The 3,687-nt window shown below is 73.2% G+C and carries 4 protein-coding genes and 1 pseudogene; 2 read left to right on the top strand and 3 right to left on the bottom strand.

What is annotated here, in order from left to right; genetic code table 11:
- Nucleotides 1-145: 145 nt before the first annotated feature.
- Nucleotides 146-565 (top strand): annotated as a pseudogene (locus tag GPJ59_RS34570) (helix-turn-helix domain-containing protein); the annotation flags it as partial.
- On the opposite strand, the gene GPJ59_RS34565 reads toward GPJ59_RS34570, so the two are convergent.
- On the bottom strand, nt 460-900 hold the full coding sequence (locus GPJ59_RS34565) for a VOC family protein (RefSeq protein ID WP_219671980.1): 441 nt from the start codon (nt 898-900) through the stop codon (nt 460-462). The pseudogene GPJ59_RS34570 and the gene GPJ59_RS34565 overlap by 106 nt on opposite strands.
- Before the next feature lie 320 nt (nt 901-1,220).
- Between GPJ59_RS34565 and rsgA the strand changes: the two genes are divergently transcribed.
- A complete protein-coding gene (rsgA, locus tag GPJ59_RS34560) occupies nt 1,221-2,336 on the top strand; it encodes a ribosome small subunit-dependent GTPase A (RefSeq protein WP_219671978.1) in 1,116 nt (371 codons plus the stop codon).
- A 100-nt stretch (nt 2,337-2,436) separates the two neighbouring features.
- On the opposite strand, the gene GPJ59_RS34555 is transcribed toward rsgA, so the two are convergent.
- Both GPJ59_RS34555 and GPJ59_RS34550 read right to left on the bottom strand, forming a co-directional pair.
- Nucleotides 2,437-2,919, bottom strand: coding sequence for a DUF456 domain-containing protein (locus tag GPJ59_RS34555; protein ID WP_219671976.1), 483 nt, complete (start codon nt 2,917-2,919; stop codon nt 2,437-2,439).
- A 24-nt stretch (nt 2,920-2,943) separates the two neighbouring features.
- Nucleotides 2,944-3,687: helix-turn-helix transcriptional regulator (locus GPJ59_RS34550; protein WP_219671974.1), on the bottom strand; the 744-nt coding region annotated here is incomplete at its 5' end.

Below are 3,687 nucleotides of genomic sequence, written 5' to 3'. Positions count from 1 at the left end.
TAAAGACAATACGCTTATAGTGCTATTGTAGATAGCTAATGAAAGTTGTGAAGCTTAACTTTATTTTTTGTTAAAGCAAAAGACGGAATCCGCTCACGCCCCCGGTCTCGGGGCCCCGGAGATGAGAAAAAGAGACGGGGCCCGGGCCGCCGAGGCCGGGCCGCCCGACCCTCTGGCCGCCGCGGCTGCCGACCTGCTGGCGGCCGGCGCGTCGGTGGCCGCCGTCGTCGAAGCCACCGGTGTCGGCGCCCGCCGCCTGCACCGGCACTCCCTGGACGCCTTCGGCTACGGCCCCAAGACCCTCGGAAGGATCCTGCGCCTCCAGCGCGCGCTGGACCTGGTCCGGCGGGGCGTCCCGTACGCCGAAACAGCCGCCCTGGCCGGCTATGCCGACCAGGCCCACCTGTCCCGGGAGATGCGCGCCCTGGCCGGGATCACGCTGACCTCCTACGCCGCCGCCTACGTCGCGGGGGCGGACTCCGCGGCCGGCTCGGCCGGCTCGGCCGGTGCGGCCGGTGCGAACAGGGAGACGCCGCAGCCGTCGGGGTCGAGCACCACGGCGTAGCGCTGGCCCCACACGGCGTCCCACGGCTTGAGGTGGCCCTCGTAGCCGGCCTCCGTCAGCTCGGCGTACAGGGCGTCCACCCCTGCGGGGCTCTCGCACAGAAAGGCGAGTCCGATCCGCTCGCCGCCCCCGGCGGGGCGGGTCCACGACGGGTCGAAGGAGCGGATGACCTCCTCCGTGTCCCAGCCGATGCGCAGCCCGTTCGGGAGGACGGCCTCCACGTGCGGCTGGGATTCGGCCCCGTCCGGAACGTCCAGGCCGAGGCGGCGGTAGAAGGCGAGCGAGGCGGCCATGTCGGAGACGACCAGGCCGATCATGTCGAGTCGTACGGTCATGGCAGCAGGCTAGGCACGGCCGGGCCGCCCGGTCTTGAAGGAATCGGACGCGCGGAATATTCGCTGGCGTGCCGGCCGGGGGGTTGTTACGGTGAAGCCGTTCACGCCGAGTGACGCCGAACGTCGAACGCCGAAACGCCGAACCGATGTCGATGTACATCGCACAGGAGGTGAGTCCATTGATGACTGTCGCTGCGAAGGGCGCTGCCCTCATTCCGAAGACCATCAATCTCATTCCTGTGGCCGCCGGCTGACACTCCGTCTCTTCCAGCGCGCATCGCGCGCCGCGTTGCCGGGGCCGCCCTTGTGAAGGGTTCCCCTTGACTTCCCACGCTTTCCTTTCTTCTTCTTCCTCTTCGCCCAACTCCTCCCTCGTCCCGCTCGGTTGGGACGACGCCTGGGCCGCGGAGTTCGCTCCGTACGCCGAACAGGGGCTGGTTCCGGGCCGGGTGGTGCGGGTCGACCGCGGCCAGTGCGACGTCCTCACCCCGGACGGGCTCGTCCGCGCCGACACGGCCTTCGTCACCCCGCACGACCCCCTGCGGGTCATCTGCACGGGTGACTGGGCCGCCGTCGAGCCGGCCGGGAACCCGCGCTACGTGAAGGCCTACCTGCCGCGCCGGACGGCGTTCGTCCGGTCCACCTCCTCGCAGCGCTCCGAGGGCCAGGTCCTGGCCGCCAACGTGGACCACGCGATCATCGCGGTCCCGCTCGCCGTCGAACTGGACCTGGGCCGCATCGAACGCTTCCTCGCGCTGGCCTGGGAGTCCGGGGCCCAGCCGCTGGTGGTGCTGACCAAGGCGGACCTGGTCCCGGACCCGGTGACCCTGGCGCACCTGGTGCAGGACGTGGAGACCAGCGCCCCGGGCGTGCAGGTGCTCACCGTCTCCGCGCACACCGGCGAGGGCACGGACGTGCTCGGCGCGATCGTCGCCGACGGTACGAGCGTGCTGCTGGGCACCTCCGGCGCGGGCAAGTCCACCCTGGCCAACGCGCTCCTCGGGGCGGACGTCATGGAGGTGCAGGCCACGCGGGACGTGGACGGCAAGGGCCGCCACACCACCACCACCCGCAACCTGCTCTCCCTGCCGGGTGGCGGCGTCCTGATCGACACGCCCGGGCTGCGCGGTGTGGGGCTGTGGGACGCCGAGGCCGGCGTCGGGCAGACCTTCTCGGAGATCGAGGAGCTCGCCGCGGAGTGCCGCTTCCACGACTGCGCCCACGAGGCGGAGCCGGGCTGCGCGGTGCAGGCCGCCGTGGCCGACGGCTCGCTGCCGGAGCGCCGGCTGGAGTCGTACCGCAAGCTGCTGCGCGAGAACCAGCGCATCGTGGCCAAGACGGACGCGAGGCTGCGGGCCGACATCCGGCGCGACTGGAAGCAGAAGTCGGCCCAGGGCCGGGCCAACTACGCGGCCAAGCGCGGCGGCCACGCCTGACCCCGGCCCCTGCGCTCGCCCCCCCGGCCGCCACGCCTGCCCGACCCCGCCTTGCCCCGTGCCGGGCGGGGCGGGGCTGGGGCGGTCGTCACGTCCCGGCTCATGAGGTCAGGACCGCCGCCACCCACGCGGCCAGCACCAGCAGGCAGGCGAAGAGCTCGACCAGGACGCTCGTACCCACCGCCCGCATCACCGCGCGGACCGACGCCGACGCCTCCCCGTGCGTGCCCAGGCGGAGGCGTTCGGACAGGTAGATGCCGCCGACGAAGCCGGGGATCGCCCCGACCACCGGAAGCAGTACGAAGCCCAGGAGTGCGCCGCCGCCGGCGTACGCCGCCATCCGGCGGGTCACGCCGACCTCGCGGATGCGGCGCGGCGGCAGCTGCCACTTCACCACCTGTACCACCAGCAGCAGCGCCGTCGCGGAGACCAGCAGGGACCACGCCAGGGCGGTCGGCTCCTTCAGCGTCCACCACAGCAGCCCCGCCCACACCAGCCACGTGCCCGGCACACCCGGCACCAGCACCCCGACCACGCCGAGCAGCAGGACCAGGCCCACCAGGAGAAGCTGCGGCGCGTCCACCTGCCCAGCCTGACCGACCAGGGACTATCGGGCCACCCAGCCCCGCTCGTACGCCTGCCAGCCCAGCTGGAGCCGGGTGGTCACCCCGCACAGCTCCATCAGGCCCGCCACCCGGCGCTGGACCGTCCGCAGCCCCAGCTCCAGGTGCTTGGCCACGCTCGCGTCGGTCATACCCGCCAGGAGCAGGCAGAGGATCTCCAGGTCCGTCGCGTCGGGGGCGGCACCGGCCTCCTCCACCGCTCCGCCCGCCCCGGCGCCCAGCCGCAGCGGATGCGCCTCGCGCCACACCGCCTCGAACAGGCCCCGCAGCGATTCCAGCAGGCCCGACGCGTGGACCACCAGCGCCGCCGGCTCGGCGCCGTGCGCCGTCAGCCGCACCATCGCCGGCGCCCGGTCCGCGATCACCAGCTCCGCCGGGACCGCGGCCGCCACCCGGACCTGCTCGCCCCGCCCCAGCGCCGCCTGTGCCTGAACCAGCCCGTCGGGCGCGGTCAGCACCTCCCGCTCGACGACCACCCGGTGCTCCACCCCGCGCCGCGCCGCGCGGTTCCCGGCATCTGCGCCCGTGCCCGTCACCAGCGCGCAGACCTCCTCCACCGCCCCCAGCCGGAGCTGGGCGAAACGGTGCGCCACCGCGCTCGCGCCCGTCACCACCTCCACCAGGTCGACCGCCGCCGGTTCCGCCGCCTGCGCCCGGTACTCCTCGGCCAGCCGCGCCGCCGCCAGCTCCGCCTGCTCCAGCTCGTGCCGCTGCCGGGTCAGCAGGGC

The sequence above is a fragment of the Streptomyces bambusae genome (assembly GCF_019400985.1).
GTDB classification, from domain to species: domain Bacteria; phylum Actinomycetota; class Actinomycetes; order Streptomycetales; family Streptomycetaceae; genus Streptomyces; species Streptomyces bambusae_A.
This window is presented reverse-complemented; position numbering and strand designations above follow the sequence as displayed.